Annotated in this window: 12 protein-coding genes; 11 read left to right on the top strand and 1 reads right to left on the bottom strand. The window is 68.2% G+C overall.

Going from position 1 to position 13038, the window contains the following annotated elements; all coding sequences use genetic code 11:
- The first annotated feature begins 59 nt into the window (after positions 1–59).
- The gene (locus G6N55_RS12120; RefSeq protein WP_085224457.1) at positions 60–1907 is read left to right on the top strand and encodes an alpha/beta hydrolase family protein; all 1848 of its coding nucleotides are present in this window, start codon (positions 60–62) and stop codon (positions 1905–1907) included.
- On the opposite strand, the gene G6N55_RS12115 is transcribed toward G6N55_RS12120, so the two are convergent.
- Positions 1904–2836 (bottom strand): class I SAM-dependent methyltransferase, encoded by a 933-nt coding sequence (locus G6N55_RS12115; RefSeq protein WP_085224454.1) that lies wholly within the window; start codon positions 2834–2836, stop codon positions 1904–1906. The two genes, G6N55_RS12120 and G6N55_RS12115, sit on opposite strands and share 4 nt — an antisense overlap.
- A gap of 93 nt (positions 2837–2929) precedes the next feature.
- Here G6N55_RS12115 and G6N55_RS12110 point away from each other — a divergent pair, with 93 nt between their 5' ends.
- The 10 genes from G6N55_RS12110 (at position 2930) to groL (ending at position 13038) form a co-directional block, all read left to right on the top strand.
- Positions 2930–4345, top strand: coding sequence for an NAD(P)H-hydrate dehydratase (locus G6N55_RS12110; RefSeq protein ID WP_085224618.1), 1416 nt, complete (start codon positions 2930–2932; stop codon positions 4343–4345).
- Between the two features lie 21 nt (positions 4346–4366).
- Positions 4367–5752, top strand: coding sequence for a glutamate decarboxylase (locus G6N55_RS12105; protein ID WP_085224452.1), 1386 nt, complete (start codon positions 4367–4369; stop codon positions 5750–5752).
- 103 nt (positions 5753–5855) lie between these two features.
- A complete protein-coding gene (gene alr / locus G6N55_RS12100; protein WP_179968141.1) occupies positions 5856–7022 on the top strand; it encodes an alanine racemase in 1167 nt (388 codons plus the stop codon).
- A 52-nt stretch (positions 7023–7074) separates the two neighbouring features.
- Positions 7075–8127, top strand: a complete 1053-nt coding sequence (locus G6N55_RS12095; protein ID WP_179968179.1) for an alpha/beta fold hydrolase — start codon at positions 7075–7077, stop codon at positions 8125–8127.
- Positions 8128–8152: 25 nt separating this feature from the next.
- On the top strand, positions 8153–8650 hold the full coding sequence (gene tsaE, locus G6N55_RS12090) for a tRNA (adenosine(37)-N6)-threonylcarbamoyltransferase complex ATPase subunit type 1 TsaE (protein WP_139826992.1): 498 nt from the start codon (positions 8153–8155) through the stop codon (positions 8648–8650).
- The gene (tsaB, locus tag G6N55_RS12085) at positions 8647–9270 is read left to right on the top strand and encodes a tRNA (adenosine(37)-N6)-threonylcarbamoyltransferase complex dimerization subunit type 1 TsaB (protein ID WP_085224616.1); all 624 of its coding nucleotides are present in this window, start codon (positions 8647–8649) and stop codon (positions 9268–9270) included. Before tsaE ends, tsaB begins: the two co-directional genes overlap by 4 nt.
- Positions 9267–9761, top strand: a complete 495-nt coding sequence (gene rimI, locus G6N55_RS12080) for a ribosomal protein S18-alanine N-acetyltransferase (RefSeq protein ID WP_085224446.1) — start codon at positions 9267–9269, stop codon at positions 9759–9761. The genes tsaB and rimI overlap by 4 nt, the downstream gene beginning before the upstream one ends.
- Entirely contained in the window at positions 9758–10792 is a 1035-nt protein-coding gene (tsaD, locus tag G6N55_RS12075; RefSeq protein ID WP_085224444.1) for a tRNA (adenosine(37)-N6)-threonylcarbamoyltransferase complex transferase subunit TsaD, read from the top strand. The genes rimI and tsaD overlap by 4 nt, the downstream gene beginning before the upstream one ends.
- A 240-nt stretch (positions 10793–11032) precedes the next feature.
- A complete protein-coding gene (gene groES / locus G6N55_RS12070) occupies positions 11033–11335 on the top strand; it encodes a co-chaperone GroES (RefSeq protein WP_036466886.1) in 303 nt (100 codons plus the stop codon).
- Positions 11336–11412: 77 nt separating this feature from the next.
- Complete coding sequence (gene groL, locus G6N55_RS12065; protein ID WP_085224442.1) at positions 11413–13038, top strand: chaperonin GroEL; 1626 nt, start codon at positions 11413–11415, stop codon at positions 13036–13038.

Genomic DNA, 13038 nt, shown 5'->3' with positions numbered 1-13038 from the left:
TACCCTCGTCACGTGTCGGGACACGACGACGGCCGCGAGAAACCTGGAGGTGGGAATCGATGGGGCGGCAGGTGCGCGAGGTCTACGGCGCGTCGCTGTCGCCGGACGCAACCGCGGTCGCCCACATCGTCGACGAAGGCGGCTATCCCCGCGCGGTGCAACGCTTTCTGCGCGGTTGGCGGGCCAGCTCGTCGCGAGACGTGGAGCTGCCGGTCGAGGGTCCGGTCGCTCGCGTCATCCACTCCGCGGACGGCCAGTGGCTGGCGTGTCAGGTAACGCTCGACGGGAGCGGGTCTCGTAGCCAAATCTGGGTCGTCACCACCGATCCCGACGATCGGATGGCCTGGCGTATCGACGACGAAGAAGCCGGGACGGCCGAGCTGATCGCGTGGGACGGCACCCTGGTGGCGGCGATCCTGACCGGCGAAGACGGAGTGGGGCGGTCTTGCCTGATCGATCCGACCGACGGTCGTCACACCGTGCTGGACCGTCGATCCGGCGGCCGGTTGGTCGATGCCTGGGCCGGCGCGGCACTGATTCGGGTCGGCCCGCGCGGCTACCACGAAATGATCATGATGTTCGGACAGACCGAAATCAGTTTGCTCCCTTCCGATCCCGGCTCGACGACCGCCGAGGGGGTCATCCTCGACGACCACCAACCGCGTCGCCTGCGCCATGGACTCTCCGGCGAGCAGACGAAGCTGTACAACCCGGGCACCGGCGCCGACGGATACGTACGAGCGCTGATCCGCAGCGACAATGGCTGCGAGCAGGCCCGATTGCTGGAAGTGACCGTCACGCTGGACGGCGTCAGCTACATCGTGGTGGCCGAGCGTGCGGATTGCGACCTCGCCGAGTTCGCCGTCAGCGACGACCTGTCCACCGTCGCACTACTGTGGAACCTGCAGGGCCGCAGCGAATTACAGATCCTCGAATACACCGACTACACCCTGAGCGAGCCGATTCCGCTGCCCGGGCCGGTCGCAAGCGAGCTGTCCATCAGCGCGGGCGGCTCGATGGTCGCGATGACCGTCGAGGGGCCCGACCTGCCGCGTACCGTCGAATTGGTCGACCCGCGCTCACGCGAATGGGAATTCATCGACACCGAGGGCAAGCAGCCGGTGGTGATCCCCACAGTCTTCGCCGAGCCGCAGACGATCATCGCCCGCGACGGGCTGCGCTTGAACGCTTGGCTGTATCGGCCGATGAACGCCGACGCTGCGGCCGGCGCGGTCATCTTTTTGCACGGAGGTCCGGAAGGCCAGGCCCGGCCCGGCTACAACGACATCTTCTCGCGATTGGTCAACGATGGGTTCGTCGTGCTGGCGCCGAATGTCCGTGGCTCCGGGGGTTTTGGGAAGTCATTCGTGCACGCCGACGACAAGGAAAAGCGCTTCGCGGCCATCGACGACGTCGCCGACTGCGCGAGCTTCCTGGTCGACAACGGCTTCGTCGAACCCCGCCGCATTGCCTGCGCAGGCTGGTCGTACGGCGGCTACCTCACGCAGGCCGCGTTGACGTTTCACCCGGACCTGTTCGCCGCGGGAATCAGCATCTGCGGGATGAGCGACCTGAGCACGTTCTATCGCAACACCGAGCCGTGGATCGCCGACTCCGCGTACCCCGAATACGGCCATCCGATCGGCGATCGCGAACTACTCGACCAGCTGTCACCCCTGCTGCGCGCCGACAAGCTGACGACGCCGTTGTTGGTGGTGCACGGCGCCCATGACACCAACGTGCCGGTCAGCGAATCCGAACAGATCGTCGACACGTTGCGCCAGCTCGGACGCGACGTGCGCTACCTGCTCTTCGACAACGACGGACACGGCATCATCAAGCGCGAGAACCGCGCCGCGCTGGCCGTCGCGATGACCGAATGGATGATCAGGTCCTTCGAGGCTTAGCTCCGGGTGGCGGTGACGTATTGCAACGCCGACAGCGTGCCCTCCTTGTCGGGCGCGGCGGGCCTCGGCGGCAGCGAAATACCATAGTTCGCAGCTAAATCCACGACCCCGCTGGCGGCTGTCTGCCAGCCGTGCGAACGCAGGTACTCGACGACGTCGTTGCGGTCGCCCGCATACCAGAGGTCGGTCATCTCGATGTCGAAGCCGTGTTCGCGCCACTGCTCGGTGACCTCACGCATGCGGTCGGCCATCGTCTCTACGGCGTCGCCCGCGCCCTGCACGTTTTCGGTGGCCAGCTGGCTTCCCGGCGCGCTGAGCTCAGTGATGTTGTCCAGCAGCCGATCCTGGGCCTCGGGCGGCAAGAACGGCAGCAGACCCTCGGCGCTCCACGCGGTCGGCTTGCCGGGGTCCAGTCCGGCGGCGCGCAGGGCCGCGGGCCAGTCGTGGCGTAGGTCGACCGGCACCGCGCGCCGATCGGCTGTCGGGGTGGCGCCCAGCTTGGCCAGGGTTGCGCTCTTGAACTCGATGACCTGGGACTGGTCGATCTCGAACACCGTCGTTCCGTCCGGCCAGGGCAGCCGGTAGGCGCGGGCGTCCAGACCCGAGGCCAAGATCACCACCTGGCGGATCCCCGCGGCGGCCGCGGTGACGAAGAAGTCGTCGAAGAACCGGGTGCGGATGCCCATCATGTCCGCCATCCCCAGCATCCCGAAGTCGCCGTTGTCGTCGACCCCGGCCGGGTCCAGGTCGCCGCTGGCCAGGCGAGTGAAGAACTCCACGCCGACGGCGCGCACCAGCGGCTCGGCGAACGGGTCGTTGATCAGTGGCTGGGGTGCGCGGGTGGCCAGTGCCCGGCCCACCGCGACGCCGGTTGCGGTGGCTCCCACGCCATTTCCCAGATCCCAGGTGTCGTCATCCGTGCGCGCCATAGCCCCTCCAATTCGTCGCTACCACCGAATGTACGGACGACTCCTGAACGAGTGCTGTGCGCAAACACAGACGAGCATGGAATGCTGAATTCGATGCGGCATTACTACTCCGTAGATGCGATCCGCGACGCCGAAGCACCGCTGCTGGCCAGCCTGCCCGATGGCGCCCTGATGAAGCGCGCCGCCTTCGGGCTGGCCACCGAGATTATTGGCGAGCTAACGGCCCGCACGGGCGGTGTGGCCGGCCGGCGGGTGTGCGCGGTCGTCGGCTCCGGTGACAACGGCGGGGACGCGCTGTGGGCGGCGACCTTCCTGCTTCGCCGGGGCGCGGCCGCGGATGCGGTGTTGCTCAGCCCGGACCGCACCCACCGCAAGGGGCTGGCCGCCTTCCGGAAGGCCGGCGGTCGCATTGTGGAGAGTGTCTCGGCGACAACCGATCTCGTCATCGACGGCGTGGTCGGCATTTCCGGCTCGGGTCCGCTGCGACCGGCGGCCGCCGAGGTGTTCGAGGCCGCTGCAGACATCCCGGTGGTCGCCGTCGACCTGCCCAGCGGCATCGACCCGGGGACGGGTGCGATCACCGGCCCCGCGGTGCACGCCGCGCTGACCGTCACCTTCGGCGGCCTAAAGCCCGTGCACGCGCTGGCCGACTGCGGCGACGTCACGCTGGTCGATATCGGCCTCGATCTCCCGGACACCGATGTGCTGGGCTTCGAGGCCGACGACGTCGCCGCCCGCTGGCCGGTGCCGGGCCCGCACGACGACAAGTACACGCAGGGAGTGACCGGCATCCTGGCCGGCTCGTCGACGTATCCGGGTGCGGCCGTACTGTGCACCGGCGCCGCGGTCGCGGCCACCTCGGGCATGGTCCGCTACGCGGGCAGCGGACACAGCCAGGTCCTCGCGGTATGGCCCGAGGTCATCGCGACACCGACCGCCACGGCGGCCGGGCGGGTGCAGGCGTGGGTGGTCGGACCGGGTTTGGGCACCGACGACGTCGGCGCCGCCGCATTGTGGTTCGCGCTGGACACCGACCTGCCGGTGCTCGTCGACGCCGACGGGCTGACCATCCTTGCCGCGCATCCCGAGCTGGTGGCCAACCGCCGCGCCCCGACGCTGCTGACCCCGCACGCCGGTGAATTCGCCCGTTTGGCCGGTCACCCGCCCGGGGATGATCGGATAGGCGCCACCCGCAAGCTGGCCGACACGTTCGGCGCCACGGTTCTGCTCAAGGGAAATGTCACCGTCATCGCCGACCCCGGTGGCCCGGTCTACCTGAATCCGGCCGGGCAGTCCTGGGCGGCCACCGCCGGGTCCGGCGACGTGCTGTCCGGGATGATCGGCGCGCTGCTCGCCGCGGGACTACCGCCCGCCGAGGCGGCCGCCGCCGGCGCCTACGTCCACGCGCACGCCGCGGCGCTGTCGGCCGCCGATCCGGGTCCCGGGGAGGCGCCCACCTCCGCGTCGCGCATCGTGGCGCACATCCGCGCGGCCCTGGCCGCCCTGTAACAGCTAACGAGAGGATCCGCCGTGTCCCGCAGCCACCCATCTCTGCCCGCCCACTCGATCGCCCCCGCCTACACCGGGCGGCTGTTCACCGCGCCGATACCCGCCCTGCGGCTGCCCGAGGAATCGATGGACCCGGATGCCGCCTACCGCTTCATCCACGACGAGCTGATGCTCGACGGCAGCTCGCGGTTGAACCTGGCCACCTTCGTCACCACCTGGATGGATCCCCAGGCCGGGCGGTTGATGGCCGAGACGTTCGACAAGAACATGATCGACAAGGACGAGTACCCGGCGACCGCGGCCATCGAGCAGCGCTGCGTATGCATGGTCGCCGACCTCTTCCACGCCGAGGACCTACGCGACGACGACCCGTCCAGCGCCTGCGGTGTGTCCACCATCGGCTCCAGCGAAGCGGTGATGCTCGGCGGGCTCGCGATGAAATGGCGGTGGCGCGAGAAGGTCGGCAAAGACTGGAAGGGCCGCACGCCCAACCTGGTGATGGGCTCCAACGTCCAGGTGGTCTGGGAGAAGTTCTGCCGTTACTTCGACGTCGAACCGCGCTACCTGCCGATGGAGGAGGGGCGCTACGTCATCACCCCCGAGCAGGTCATCGATGCCGTCGACGAGGACACGATCGGGGTGGTGGGGATCCTGGGCACCACCTACACGGGCGAGCTCGAACCCATCGCGGAGATCTGCGCGGCGCTGGACAAGCTGGCGGCCGGCGGCGGTGTGGACGTCCCGGTGCACGTCGACGCCGCGAGCGGCGGATTCGTGGTGCCCTTCCTGCATCCCGAGCTGAAGTGGGACTTCCGGCTGCCGCGGGTGGTGTCGATCAACGTCAGTGGCCACAAATACGGCCTGACCTACCCCGGCGTCGGGTTCGTCGTGTGGCGCAGCAAGGAGTACCTGCCCGAGGATTTGGTGTTCCACGTGAACTATCTGGGCGGCGACATGCCGACGTTCACGCTGAACTTCTCCCGTCCCGGCAACCAGGTCGTCGGCCAGTACTACAACTTCCTGCGGCTGGGCCGCGAGGGATACACCCAGGTCATGCACACACTGTCGACGACCGCGCGCTGGCTGGGTGAGCAGCTGCGCGTCGGAGACCACTGCGAGCTGATCTCGGACGGCTCGGCGATCCCGGTGGTCAGCTTCCGGCTCGCCCGCGGCCTTGGCTACACCGAGTTCGATGTCTCGCATGAGCTGCGCGGTTACGGCTGGCAGGTGCCGGCCTACACCATGCCGGACAACGCCACGGACATCTCCGTGCTGCGCATCGTGGTGCGCGAGGGGCTGTCCGCCGACTTGGCCCGGGCGCTGCACGACGACGCCCGCAGCGCGCTGGCCTCGCTGGACAAGCTCAAGCCGGGCGGGCATTACAGCAACGAGCACTTCGCGCACTGAGGTGGTGACGCCGAACGTCGACTTGTTGGGCCGATTAGGGCAAAAACCCCGCAACAAGTCGATGCTCGGCGACACTCTCTTCGGCTCTGGGACAATGGCGGCCGTGGCAGTCACGCCGATATCCCTGACGCCGGGTGTCCTCGCCGAGGCCGTGGTGGACCTTGGTGCAATTGCGCACAACGTGCGGGTGCTGCGCGAGCACGCCGGATCAGCGCAGGTAATGGCCGTTGTCAAGGCCGACGGTTACGGCCACGGCGCCCTTCGGGTTGCCCACACCGTGTTGGCCGCCGGCGCGGCCGAACTGGGTGTCGCCACCGTCGACGAAGCCCTGGCGCTGCGCGCCGACGGCATCACCGCACCGGTCCTGGCTTGGCTGCATCCGCCCGGCCTCGACTTCGGGCCCGCGGTGATCGCCGACGTCGAGATCGCCGTGTCCTCGGTGCGCCAACTCGACCAGCTGCTCGACGCGGTACGCCGGACCGGTCGGACGGCAACCGTGAGCGTCAAAGTCGACACCGGCCTGAACCGCAACGGCGTGCCCCCGGGTGACTACGCATCGATGCTGACCGCGCTGCGCCAGGCGGTCGCCGACGATGCCGTCCGGTTGCGCGGGCTGATGTCGCACATGGTTTTCGCTGACCAGCCCGACAACTCGATCAATGATGTTCAGGCTCAGCGGTTCAACGAGATGCTGGCCGAGGCGCACAACCAGGGTGTGCGGTTCGAGATCGCCCACCTGTCGAATTCGTCGGCCACGATGTCTCGTCCCGACCTCGCCTTCGACATGGTGCGGCCCGGGATCGCGGTCTACGGCCTGAGCCCGGTTCCCGAGCTCGGCGACATGGGGCTGATACCGGCGATGACGGTGAAATGCGCTGTTGCGCTGGTGAAGTCGGTGCGCGCCGGCGAAGGCGTGTCGTACGCCCACACCTGGGTCGCAAAGCAGGACACGACCGTGGCGCTGATGCCGATCGGCTACGCCGACGGTGTCTTCCGGTCGCTGGGCGGTCGGCTCGACGTGCTGATCAACGGCAGACTGCGCCGCGCCGTCGGGCGGATCTGCATGGACCAATTTCTGGTCGACCTCGGTCCCGGCCCGCTCGACGTGGCCGAAGGCGACGAGGCGATCCTGTTCGGTCCCGGCGCTATCGGCGAACCCACGGCACAGGATTGGGCCGATCTGCTCGGCACCATCCACTACGAAGTGGTCACCAGCCCACGGGGGCGCATCGCCAGGACCTACCGCGAGGCCGAAACCGTTGAACGATGAACAAACTCGCAGGCGCCAACGGGGAAGGGCATGGCTTGCGGGAGGGGCAGGGCTGACTGCGGTCGCCACCATCGTCGGCGCGTCGGTGCGCCGGTCGATGACGCAACGCGTGACGCTGTCCGACGACCCTTATGCCGACGAGGATTTCGAGCGGCTCAACAGCGACCGCAACTACGTGGTGACCACGCCCGACGGCGTGGTGCTGGCGGTGCGTGAAGTCGGCCCGCTGGACGCCCCGCTGACGATGGTCTTCGCGCACGGATTCTGTCTGCGTATGGGCTCCTTCCACTTTCAGCGCAAGCGGCTCGCCGAGAAGTGGGGATCGCGAGTGCGCATGGTCTTCTACGACCAGCGTGGCCATGGGTGTTCCGGCGAAGGCTCGCCCGAGACCTACACGCTGACGCAGCTGGGGCAGGACCTGCAAAGCGTCCTGACCGCTGTCGCGCCGCGCGGGGTGATCGTGCTGGTCGGCCACTCGATGGGCGGCATGACGGTGTTGTCGCATGCGCGGCAGTACCCGGAGCAGTACGGCGGCCGCATCGTCGGTGCGGCGCTGATTTCCTCTGCCGCCGAAGGGGTTACCCGCTCACCACTGGGCGAGATTCTGAAAAACCCTGCGGTGGAAGCACTTCGGTTTACCGCACGGTCTGCGCCGAAACTGATGCACCGCGGCCGCAACGTATCCCGATCGCTGATCGGACCGATTTTGCGGGCCGCGTCCTACAGCGATCTGCATGTCAGCCGCAGCCTGGACGCGTTCTCCCAGCGGATGATGAACGGCACCCCGATCCCCACCTTGGTGGGGTTCCTGCGCGCGCTGGAAGTGCATGACGAAACCGCCGGCCTGTGGACACTGCTGAGAATCCCGACCCTGATCGCTTGCGGGGACCACGATCTGATCACGCCGGACGAGTACTCGAGAAAGATGGCGGCCTCGCTGCCGCGATCGGAGCTGGTCATCGTCAGCGGGGCCAGTCACCTGGCCCTGCTGGACAAGCCCGAGGCCATCAACGACGGGCTGGTCAGGCTGGTCAATCGGGCCATTCCGGGCAGAATGACTCTGTGGTACCGGCGAACCCGAGCACGGATGCGGCGCCGTGGCTGAACTGAGAGTGGATGGCGGCGACTCGCTGCACCCGGCTGCGCCGGGCTTGCGATCGCCGCGGCGAACAGGATCAGGCACGGCGACCTGCGATCGCGTCGAGGACACGATTGCGCTCGGCGCGCAGCTCGGACAGCAGCTGCGCGCCGGTGACGTCGTGGTGCTCTCCGGTCCGCTCGGAGCGGGAAAGACCGTGCTGGCCAAGGGAATTGCCGCGGCAATGGATGTCGACGGCCCGGTCACGTCGCCGACGTACGTGTTGGCCCGGGTGCACCCGCCGCGACAGGCAGGCGCACCGACGATGATTCACGTCGACGTCTACCGGCTGCTGGACCACCAGGGCACCGACCTGCTCGGCGAACTCGATTCACTGGATCTCGACACCGATCTCGAGGACGCGGTCGTCGTGGTCGAGTGGGGCGAGGGTCTTGCCGAGCGGCTCTCCGAACGTCATCTCGACATCCGGCTGGAGCGGGTCAGCCACTCCGACGTGCGGATCGCGACCTGGGAGTGGGGCCGCTCGTGAATCTGATCCTCACGCTGGACACCGCGACGCCCGCGGTGACGGCGGGCATTGTGCGGTTGTCCGATCACACCGTGCTGGCCCAGCAGGTCACCGTCGACGCCCGCGCCCACGCCGAACGGCTCACCCCCAACGTGCTCGCCGCGCTGGACGATGCCGGGCTGACGATGACCGACCTCGACGCCGTCGTGGTCGGCTGTGGCCCGGGCCCGTTCACTGGTCTGCGGGCCGGGATCGCCACCGCAGCCGCCTATGGGCATGCGCTGGGCATCCCGGTGCACGGCGTGTGCAGCCTGGACGCCATCGGAGCGCTGACCACCGGCGACACCTTGGTGGTCACCGACGCCCGCCGCCGCGAGGTCTACTGGGCCCGCTACCGCGACGGGGTCCGCACGGCCGGCCCGGCGGTCAACGCCCCCGCCGGCGTCGACCGCGGCGCGGCCCAAGCGGTCGCCGGTTCGCCCGCACACGCGGTGCTGTTCGGACTGCCGGTTTGCGAGCCCGTCCACCCGACGCCGGCCGGGTTGGTGGCCGCCGTGTCCGACTGGTCCGCCGGCCCGCAGCCGTTGGTGGCGTTGTATCTGCGCCGGCCCGACGCCAAACCCCTGGCGGCCCGCCCATGACGGCCTGCGGCGAGCCCGTGACGATCGGCGTCCTGACCCGCGCCGACGCTCAGCGGTGCGCGGAGTTGGAAGCCCAGCTGTTCGACGGCGACGACCCCTGGCCCGCGGCGGCGTTCAACCGCGAATTGGCCAGTGCCCACAACCATTACGTGGGCGCACGCACCGCGGGCATCCTCGTCGGCTATGCCGGCATTTCCCGGTTGGGCCGCACCCCGCCGTTCGAATACGAGGTGCACACCATCGGCGTCGACCCGCAGTACCAGGGCCGGGGTATCGGCCGGCTGCTGCTCGGCGAGCTGCTCGAGTTCGCCGACGGCGGTGTCGTCTACCTGGAGGTCCGCACCGACAACGAGGCGGCCATCGCGCTCTACATCAGTGTGGGTTTCGAGCAGATCGGCCTGCGCAAGCGCTACTACCGCGTCAGCGGCGCGGACGCGTACACGATGCGGCGGGTGGGGGCACCTCCCGCTTGTGGGGGAGCCGTGGGATGACAAACATTTTGGCCATCGAAACCTCTTGCGACGAAACAGGAGTCGGCATCGCACGACTCGACGCCGACGGCACCGTCACCCTGCTGGCCGACGAGGTGGCGTCCAGCGTCGACGAGCATGTCCGGTTCGGCGGCGTGGTCCCCGAAATCGCTTCCCGCGCACACCTGGAGGCGCTCGGTCCGGCCATGCGCCGTGCGCTGCAGGTCGCCGGACTGGAGAGGCCGGACGTCGTCGCGGCCACTATCGGGCCCGGGCTGGCCGGTGCCCTGTTGGTGGGAGTGGCTGCGGCTAAAGCGTATTCGGCCGCGTGGGGGGTGCCGTTCTACGCGGTGAACCATCTGGGCGGGCACCTGGCCGCCGACGTGTACGAGCATGGGCCGTTGCCCGAGTGTGTGGCGCTGCTGGTGTCCGGTGGACACACGCATCTGCTGCATGTGCGCTCGCTCGGCGAGCCGATCCTGGAGCTGGGCAGCACCGTCGACGACGCCGCGGGCGAGGCGTACGACAAGGTCGCGCGGCTGCTGGGGCTGGGCTATCCGGGCGGCCGGGTGCTCGACGAGCTGGCCCGCACCTGCGGCCGGGAGGCCGCGGAGATCCCAGTGTTCCCGCGCGGCATGACTGGCCCGCGAGACGACCCGCATACCTTCAGCTTCTCCGGGCTCAAGACGGCCGTCGCGCGCTACGTGGAGAGCAATCCCGACGCCGCCGCGGGCGACATTGCCGCCGGATTCCAGGAAGCCGTCGCCGACGTGCTGACCATGAAGGCGGTGCGCGCGGCCACCGGGCTCGGGGTGGGGACCCTGCTGATCGCCGGGGGAGTGGCCGCCAACTCGCGGCTGCGGGAGCTGGCCACCCAAAGCTGCGCCGAGGCGGGCCTGACGCTGCGTATCCCCAGGCCACGGCTCTGCACCGACAACGGCGCGATGATCGCGTCGTTCGCCGCGCACCTGGTTGCCGCGGGCGCGGCGCCGTCACCGTTGGACGTGGCCAGCGACCCGGGGCTGCCGGTGATAAAAGGCCAGGTTGGCTGAGCTGAGAGCGTAAATCCGCGGGAAGCAGGAGGGCGGCCTTGAGTGCTAGCACTCTCGTGTATAGAGTGCTAGGTGGCAATCGGACGATCCCTTGTGTCGGCTCCCGCGACGACGGCCCAAGGGCACGGCCGAATGCCGAAACATCTGGTAAATGGACGTTTCGGGCAAGCCTCGAATCGACCGCCAACTCCAGTCCGGGCGCACGTCCCGGACCCGATCCAAATAGTGGAGGCTCCAATCGTGGCGAAGGTGAAGATCAAGCCACTCGAGGACAAGATTCTCGTGCAGGCCAACGAGGCCGAGACCACGACCGCGTCCGGTCTGGTCATTCCTGACACCGCCAAGGAGAAGCCGCAAGAAGGCACCGTCGTCGCAGTCGGCCCTGGCCGGTGGGACGAGGATGGCGACAAGCGGATCCCGCTCGACGTGTCGGAGGGTGACACCGTCATCTACAGCAAGTACGGCGGCACCGAGATCAAGTACAACGGCGAGGAGTACTTGATCCTGTCGGCACGCGACGTGCTGGCTGTCGTTTCCAAGTAAACAACCGTGTCCCGCCCCGGCGATCCCCGTGCGCAAGCACGGGTGATTTCCGGGGCGGCACGCGTTAAAGGAGCCTGATGAGCAAACTTATTGAGTACGACGAAACCGCGCGTCGCGGTATCGAGGCCGGCGTGAACAAGCTCGCCGACGCGGTGCGCGTAACGCTGGGCCCGCGCGGCCGGCACGTGGTGCTGGCCAAGGCGTTCGGTGGGCCGACGATCACCAACGACGGCGTCACCGTCGCGCGTGAGATCGACCTGGACGACCCGTTCGAGAACCTGGGTGCCCAGCTGGTGAAGTCGGTGGCCACCAAGACCAACGACGTCGCCGGCGACGGCACCACCACAGCGACTGTGCTGGCGCAAGCGCTGATCAAGGCCGGCCTGCGGCAGGTGGCCGCGGGCGCCAACCCGATCTCGCTGGGCTCCGGCATCAGCAAGGCCGCCGACGCGGTGTCCGAGGCGCTGCTGGCCGCGGCCATCCCGGTGTCGGGCAAGGAGGGCATTGCGCAGGTAGCGACCGTCTCCTCGCGCGACGAGGTGATCGGTGAATTGGTCGGCGAGGCGATGAGCAAGGTCGGCACCGACGGCGTCGTCAGCGTCGAAGAATCGTCGACGATGAACACCGAGCTGGAATTCACCGAGGGCGTCGGCTTCGACAAGGGCTTCCTATCGGCGTACTTCGTGACCGACTTCGATTCGCAGGAGGCCGTGCTCGATGACCCGCTGATCCTGCTGCACCAGGAGAAGATCAGCTCGCTGCCCGACCTGCTTCCGATGCTCGAAAAAGTAGCCGAATCGGGCAAGCCACTGCTGATCATCGCCGAGGACATCGAGGGTGAAGCATTGGCGACGCTGGTGGTGAACTCCATTCGCAAGACCCTCAAGGCGGTTGCGGTCAAGTCGCCGTTCTTCGGCGACCGGCGCAAGGCCTTCCTCGAGGACCTGGCGATCGTGACGGGTGGCCAGGTGGTCAATCCCGATGCCGGTCTGGTGCTACGCGAGGTGGGCACCGATGTGCTGGGCTCGGCCCGGCGCGTGGTGGTCAGCAAGGACGACACCATCATCGTCGAGGGCGGCGGCGCGAAGGACGCGGTGGAAAAGCGTGTCAAGCAGCTGCGTGCCGAGATCGAGAACAGCGATTCGGAATGGGATCGCGAGAAACTCCAGGAGCGGGTGGCCAAGCTGGCCGGCGGCGTGGCCGTGATCAAGGTGGGTGCCGCCACCGAGACTGCGCTCAAGGAGCGCAAGGAAAGCGTCGAGGACGCCGTCGCGGCAGCCAAGGCCGCCGTCGAGGAGGGCATCGTCGCGGGTGGCGGATCGGCGCTCATCCAGGCCGGCGAGGTGTTGGAGAAGCTGCGAAAATCGCTGAAAGGCGACGAGGCCACGGGCGTCAGCGTGTTCGCCGACGCTCTCACCGCGCCGCTGTACTGGATCGCTTCCAACGCCGGGCTCGACGGTGCGGTCGCGATCAGCAAGGTCCGTGAGCTGTCCGCGGGGCAGGGCCTGAACGCCGCGACGCTGGAGTACGGCGACCTGATCAAACAGGGTGTCATCGATCCGGTGAAGGTCACCCGGTCGGCGGTGCTGAACGCGGCGTCGGTGGCCCGCATGGTGCTGACCACCGAGACGGCGGTCGTCGAAAAAGTAAGCCAAGAAGATGATGACCACGGCCATGGCCATGGCCATCATCACCACCACTAA

The organism is Mycobacterium florentinum (assembly GCF_010730355.1).
GTDB lineage: Bacteria > Actinomycetota > Actinomycetes > Mycobacteriales > Mycobacteriaceae > Mycobacterium > Mycobacterium florentinum.
Note: the sequence above shows the minus strand (reverse complement) of the source record. Positions and strands in the feature narration are given on the sequence as shown.

What these genes read in the sequence shown, in the direction of transcription:
- G6N55_RS12120 (WP_085224457.1), top strand. Translation starts at nt 60, where the DNA reads ATGGGGCGGCAGGTGCGCGAGGTCTACGGCGCGTCGCTGTCGCCGGAC.
- tsaD (WP_085224444.1), top strand. Translation starts at nt 9,758, where the DNA reads ATGACAAACATTTTGGCCATCGAAACCTCTTGCGACGAAACAGGAGTC.
- rimI (WP_085224446.1), top strand. Translation starts at nt 9,267, where the DNA reads ATGACGGCCTGCGGCGAGCCCGTGACGATCGGCGTCCTGACCCGCGCC.
- groL (WP_085224442.1), top strand. Translation starts at nt 11,413, where the DNA reads ATGAGCAAACTTATTGAGTACGACGAAACCGCGCGTCGCGGTATCGAG.
- G6N55_RS12115 (WP_085224454.1), bottom strand. Translation starts at nt 2,836, where the DNA reads ATGGCGCGCACGGATGACGACACCTGGGATCTGGGAAATGGCGTGGGA.
- G6N55_RS12110 (WP_085224618.1), top strand. Translation starts at nt 2,930, where the DNA reads ATGCGGCATTACTACTCCGTAGATGCGATCCGCGACGCCGAAGCACCG.